At 40.3% G+C, this 6,884-nt stretch carries 4 protein-coding genes; all 4 read left to right on the top strand.

The annotated features are described in order from the left end of the window. Nucleotides 1-130: 130 nt before the first annotated feature. The 4 genes from J6O61_RS06465 to glgB all read left to right on the top strand — a co-directional run bounded on the left by J6O61_RS06465 (nt 131) and on the right by glgB (nt 6,865). Entirely contained in the window at nt 131-901 is a 771-nt protein-coding gene (locus J6O61_RS06465; RefSeq protein WP_292211017.1) for a TatD family hydrolase, read from the top strand. Between the two features lie 172 nt (nt 902-1,073). After that, entirely contained in the window at nt 1,074-1,952 is an 879-nt protein-coding gene (gene rsmA / locus J6O61_RS06460) for a 16S rRNA (adenine(1518)-N(6)/adenine(1519)-N(6))-dimethyltransferase RsmA (protein ID WP_292211015.1), read from the top strand. 40 nt (nt 1,953-1,992) lie between these two features. Further along, nucleotides 1,993-4,911, top strand: coding sequence for a tetratricopeptide repeat protein (locus J6O61_RS06455; RefSeq protein WP_292211012.1), 2,919 nt, complete (start codon nt 1,993-1,995; stop codon nt 4,909-4,911). Between the two features lie 28 nt (nt 4,912-4,939). Continuing rightward, nucleotides 4,940-6,865 carry a 1,4-alpha-glucan branching protein GlgB gene (glgB, locus tag J6O61_RS06450; protein WP_292211009.1) on the top strand — a complete coding sequence of 642 codons (1,926 nt, stop codon included), beginning with the start codon at nt 4,940-4,942 and terminating at the stop codon, nt 6,863-6,865. Nucleotides 6,866-6,884 lie beyond the last annotated feature (19 nt).

Here is a 6,884-nt window from a genome sequence, read left to right as displayed (position 1 = left end):
GTACTTTTTTTAAAATTTTTTTATTTTTTTCTAAAAAAAGAAGAAAACTCCCTATTTATGCGGTTTTCACAGCACTTTTTTTGTGGTATTGTATTTATGGTAACTTAAAAGAAGTGTTTTTGGAGAAAAAATGATATTTGATACACATGCTCACTATGATGATGAGCAATTTGATATAGACAGGGAAGAGCTTATTGAATCTGTCAGGAATGCAGGAGTTGATCATATAGTTGATGTTGGGGCAAGCATTGAATCAACCGGCAAGGCACTGGAGCTTGCCCATAAATATGATTTTATATATGCAGCAGTTGGAGTACATCCAAGTGAAGTTGAAGAGCTTAATGAAGATAATTTAGAGCTTTTAAGAGAGTGGAGCACTGACGCAAAGTGCGTAGCAATAGGTGAGATTGGCCTTGATTACCATTGGCCGGATCCTTCACCTGAGCTTCAAAAGAAGTGGTTTAAAAGGCAATTACAGCTTGCGAGAGAGGAAAGACTTCCGGTTATTATACATTCAAGAGATGCTGCGGCAGATACCCTTGAAATTATGAAGAGCGAACATGCAGAGGAAATTGGTGGAGTAGTGCACTGTTTTTCCTACTCAAGAGAAGTAGCAAAGATATGCGTGGACATGGGCTTTTATATCGGTGTTGGCGGTGTCATAACTTTTAAAAACGGAAAAAAACTTAAGGAAGTTGTAGAGCAGACTCCTATAGAAAGAATTTTACTTGAAACCGATTGCCCTTATCTTTCGCCGGAGCCTTTCAGAGGGAAAAGAAACAGCTCTTTGAACCTGCCATACGTAATTGAGGCCATTGCCTCCATAAAGAGCATGGATAAGGATGAAGTAATAATAAAGACTTACGAAAATGCAAAAAGAATGTATGGCTTCCTGAACTAAATTTCAGAAATCCGCATATACTGCGGATTTCGTGAGAATATGAGTGAAGAGTCAACCAAGCCTCATCGACGAAGTCGATTTAAATTGGCTTGGTTGATGCATTCTTGAATTGTTGATTCAAGAATGTATGGATTTAAAATGGTTTGGTTGATACATTCTTGCGGAGGTATAAATGGCATATTTAGGTAATAGCGCAAGGACCAAAGAGGTCCTTGCAAAATATAATATGAGTGCCAAAAAGAAATTTGGTCAGAACTTTTTGATAAATGACAATGTCCTTGAGGGAATAGTTGACGCAGCCGGGGTAAGCAAAGATGACTGCGTTCTGGAAATAGGTCCCGGAATAGGAACGCTCACTCAATATCTCGCAGAGGCAGCAGGAAAAGTTGTAGCGGTTGAGATTGATAAGACCTTGATTCCTGTTCTTGCTGATACACTTTCAGAGTACGACAATGTGACTGTTATAAACGAGGATGTTCTCAAGGTTGATATAGAGGCTATAGTCAATGAATACAATGGCGGAAGACCTATTAAGGTAGTTGCAAATCTTCCATACTACATCACTACCCCGATCATTATGAAACTTTTTGAAAGCGGAGTTCCTATTGAGAGCGTTACTGTAATGGTTCAAAAAGAAGTAGCAGATAGAATGGTAATGGGACCCGGAAGCAAAGACTATGGTTCATTGTCTCTTGCGGTTGCATTCTATGCCAATGCACAGAACATTATGGACGTTCCGCCGAGCTGCTTTATACCGCAGCCTGGAGTCGGGTCTGCAGTTGTATATCTCAAGAGACATGAGAACAGACCTGTTCAGGTAAAAGATGAAAAGTATATGTTCGAAATTATCAGAACAGCATTCAATCAAAGAAGGAAGACATTGTCTAATTCGCTTTCAAACAACCCTTCCTTGCACGTTACAAGAGATCAGGTTCAACAGGCTCTTGAAAAAATGGGGATTGACGAAAAGGCAAGGGGCGAAGTTCTTGAATTATCACAGTTTGCGCTTCTTTCAGATATTTTACAAAGCAGTGGTGCTATGATAAACTAACACTATATATTGTATTTTTAGCACCAAAGAGGTGGTTATTTTGGATAAAGTTGAGTACAAAATCAGAGCCGACGAGATAAAGGCACTGGTTGGGGAAGGCAGATTTGCCGACGCAGTTAAGATCGCTGACACTATTGATTGGAAGAAAGTGCGAAGTGTCCAAATGCTGTGCATGATAAGCGATCTATATAAGATAAACAGACGATATGAAGAGAGCAGAGATGTTCTTTTGATGGCTTATGATAGACACCCTACCGGCAGGGCGATAGTTTATTCTTTGTGTGAACTTGCTATTAAGATGGGCGAGTTTGTGCAGGCTGTTGAGTATTACAAAGAGTTTGTGAGAATAGCTCCGAGAGATACAGGAAGATACATTCTCCAGTACAAATTATATGAGGCTCAGGATGTAAGCCTTGAAGAGAGAATTGCTGTCCTTGAGGAGTACAAAAAACATGATTATAAAGAAAAGTGGGTGTATGAGCTCGCTTATTTGTATCATCGCGTAGGTCTTACTACAGAATGTATTGAAACCTGTGACGAGATGTTTTTGTGGCTTGGAGATGGCAACTATGTTATGAAGGCACTTGAACTTAAAGCCCTTCATGAACCGCTTTCCAAGGAACAGCAGGATAGATATATCAGATATAAACAATCCCATGGCGGATTTGTTGACAAGAGTGTTGTGCTTGATAAGGCACTCGATCAGGTTGGCAATGATGATCCGAGAACAGTTGAGATCAAACAGCCGACTAAAGAGATGCCGCCTGTCACAGATGAAGATATAGCAGCATACAATGCAGAAAAAGGACAGGCATCTGCGGCAGAACCGGCTTTGCAGGAGCCTTATTATGCTACAGATATTTCTACTGACAGCCCTACAAGAGAGATGGATAGGATTGTTTATCCACATATCAGTGAGATAAAGGAACCATCTGTAGACATTAGTGCTTATAACACCATGAATCTTCAGGAAGCTCTTGCTGAAAATCTCAAGGCAGTTATGAATGACGGAGATTCCGGTGAAGAGATTAACTATACACCTGTGACAGATCAGGAGACAAGTCCGGTGAGCCCGGTTCAGCCAATTACTTCAGAAATATTTGAAGTGGATACAGAGTCTGATATGGGAATGCAGGAGCTTTTTGCGCAGGGTGTAGCAGCTGATGAACATGTAAGTGAACAAGAGCCTCAGACAGAAGAAGATATTGACAGTAATGTTCAGGAGACTTTGGGCAGGCCTGTTTATGAGCCATCTATGAACATAGAAATAAAGTATGGCGGAAATGGTCCTATTCTTGGTGAAGAAAAAGCTGTTCAGGCGCCGGTATATGATGAGAAGCCATTGGAAGATGAGGTTCCGGGAGCCGTTATTCATCCTAATGCTGCTTATCAGGCACCAAGTCATTTTGATAATTTCCTTTCACAGGAATATGACGGGCAGATTTCAATGGCAGTAGAACCGGAACCTGAAGTGGAAAAGCAGATTACGGGCCAGATCAGTATTGATGAGTACATGCTTAATTGGGAAGCTTACAAGAAAAGTCAGCAGGAGAAGCAGCTTGAGAGAGTTAAGAAGCTTGTTGCCGAAGAAACGGGAGATCTTTTTGCTGATTTTGATGAAAAGACCAAGGCCGGGCTCCAGGAGAAAATGGAAAAGGCTATAGCAGATGCTCTGAAAAAAGAACGTCATGAAAAAGCATCCGGTAGGGGTGACTGGTCACGAAATCATGATGACATAATAAATGATGCAGTAGATGTTGTTATAAAATCTGAGGAGTTAGGTGAGACTGTAGAAACAAAGGAAGAAGTATTCCTTGATGAGACAGCTGAACTTACAAAGATTGCGGAAGATGATCTTATAGATGCAAAAGATTCCGAAAAATTCGAAGATAAAAAGACAATTGAGCCCGAAGAAGACAAAAACGAAGATCAGGGCAGCAAAGAATCTGATGAATTAGAGGAGCCGGAAGAAGAGAGCAAAGAGGAATCAAAAGAGTCTTCTGAAGAAGATGAAGAAGATGATGATTCTGTAGAAAAAGATTCAGACGAACAGGATGGAGAAGCGCCATCTGAAGAGTCAAAGCAGATCAAAGAATCACAGGAATCTTCTAAGAAAAACATAACAGAAAAGAAAAAAGATAAGAAGAATAAAAAGACAGATATTGTTGCCGCAAAGAGACATATTGGAAACAGAGAGATCGAAGAGCGCGTAAGGACAATGACTCCTGAAGAAAAACAACTCTTTGGACCATATATCCATCATAAAAGGTCAAGGCGACAGATCATCAATGCCATTGATAACATGAGTATGGATGCATTTAGCGGCAATGCCATTGTGACAGGCGAGGAAGGTGCCGGAACAGTAAGTCTTGCAAAAGGTCTGATAAAGGCAGTGCAGGCATCAGATTCAAATTTCAGTGGTAAGGTTGCAAAGATAACAGCCAATACTCTAAATAAAAAGAGTACCGCAAGTATTTTTGACAAACTTGCTAATGGAGCGCTGATCATACAGAGGGCAGCAGATCTTGAGCCTGAGACTGTAAATGAATTGCTTAAGATACTTCAGGAAGAGAATAAAGGTCTTATCATCGTAATGGAAGATACGAAGGAAGATATGAACAGATTCCTTGATAAGAACCCGTCTCTTAAACAGAGCTTTAACGTAAGGGTTGATATAGAAGCTCTTGACGATGACTCACTTGTAGCTTACGCAAAGCAGTATGCTTTAGAGAGAGAATATTCTATTGATAACCTTGGAATTTTAGCTCTGCACACCAGAATTTCCGAGAGACAGACACTTGATCATGAGGTGACGGTATCAGAGGTAAAAGATATTATTGATGACGCTATTTACTATGCAGAGAAAAGGACTATATCTCATTTTGTAGATGTTATTGTCAATAAAAGATATGATGAAAATGACATGGTCATTTTAAGAGAAAAAGATTTTATGCATTAAATACTTTATAAATTTGAGGGGGCTGTTTATGGCAGAAAAAGTATTTATTTCCGAAGCAGATGAATATCTGTTTGGTCAGGGAACGCATTATGAAATATATGAAAAGCTTGGAGCGCATCCTTCAACGGAAAAGGGAAAAAAAGGATATTTCTTTGCCGTATGGGCGCCCAATGCAGCTGATGTTCATGTAGTAGGTTCTTTTAACAACTGGGATGAAACGGCAGACAGACTTGAAAGAACAAAGACCGGAAACATTTGGACCGGCTTTATTCCCGGAGTGGGAATTGGAGAACTGTACAAATATCTCATAACAACGCAGGATGGAAAAAAGCTTTATAAGGCAGATCCTTATGCCAATTTTGCAGAGCTTCGTCCGGGAAATGCATCAAGGACTACAGATCTTTCCGGCTTTAAGTGGACGGATACCAAGTGGTTTGACAACAATAAAGGAAAAGACATAAAGCGTCAGCCTTTATCAATTTATGAGTGTCATATTGGATCATGGATGAAACATCCCGATGGAACAGAGGATGGATTTTATACATACAGACAGTTTGCAGACAGGATTGTTGAGTATTTAAAAGAAATGCAGTACACCCATATTGAGCTTATAGGAATTGCGGAGCATCCTTTTGACGGTTCATGGGGATATCAGGTTACAGGATATTATGCTCCGACATCCAGATACGGAGAGCCAAAAGATTTTATGTATCTGGTGAACAAGCTTCACAAGAATAACATCGGTGTTATCCTTGACTGGGTACCTGCTCATTTTGCCACAGATGAATTTGGCCTTGCATGTTTTGACGGACAGTGTATCTATGAGCATCCGGACCCAAGGAAAGGAGAGCATCCTGACTGGGGAACCAAGATATTCAATCTCGAAAAGCCTGAAGTAAAGAACTTTCTTATAGCGAATGCTCTTTTCTGGATAAGGAAGTTCCATGTAGATGGACTTAGAGTCGATGCTGTTGCGTCCATGCTATACCTTGACTATGGTAAAAAAGACGGTCAGTGGGTTCCGAATAAATATGGCGATAACAAAAACCTTGAAGCGATTGAGTTCTTTAAACACTTTAACAGCGTAGTAAGAGGAACTTATCCACAGGCTCTTACAATTGCAGAAGAGTCAACGGCATGGCCGAAGGTTACAGCTTCGCCGGAGGAAGACGGACTGGGATTTGCCTTTAAATGGAACATGGGATGGATGCATGATTTTTGCGAGTACATGAAACTTGATCCTTATTTCAGACAGGGCGCCCATTATATGATGACCTTTGCAATGAGCTATAACAGTTCAGAGAATTATATTTTACCGCTTTCTCATGACGAGGTTGTTCATCTTAAATGCTCAATGGTTGAGAAAATGCCGGGATATAAGGTCGATAAGTACGCTAATCTTCGCGCCGGATATACATATATGTTTGGACATTCAGGCAAAAAACTTCTTTTCATGGGACAGGATTTTGGACAGGAAAGAGAGTGGAGTGAAAAAAGAGAGCTTGACTGGTTCCTTCTCGAAAATGACCTCAACAGAGGTATGAAGGACTATGTAGGTGAACTCCTTAAAATTTACAGAAAATACCCTGCCCTTTATGAGGTTGATGATGACTGGGGCGGATTTGAATGGATAAATGCCGATGACAAGGAGCGCAGTACATACAGCTTCTACAGAAGAGCTATAAATGGTAAGGACAACATCCTGTTTGTTCTTAACATGACTCCTGTAGAGCGAAAAGGCTTTATGGTGGGGGTTCCCTTTGCCGGAACATATACTCATATATTGGATAGCGCAGAAAAGAAATATGGTGGATTTGGCAGTAATATCCCCAATAAAATAGAAGCTGTTGAAGGACTTTGTGATTATAAAGACTACAGTATAACATTTGACTTACCTCCGTATGGAGCAGAAGTCTTCGTTTTTCAGACAAAGAAAACAAAAAAGAAATCTTAAGATTTTTTTTACAAGAGCC

The organism is Butyrivibrio sp. (genome assembly GCF_017635265.1).
GTDB lineage: Bacteria > Bacillota > Clostridia > Lachnospirales > Lachnospiraceae > Butyrivibrio.
Note: the sequence above shows the minus strand (reverse complement) of the source record. Positions and strands in the feature narration are given on the sequence as shown.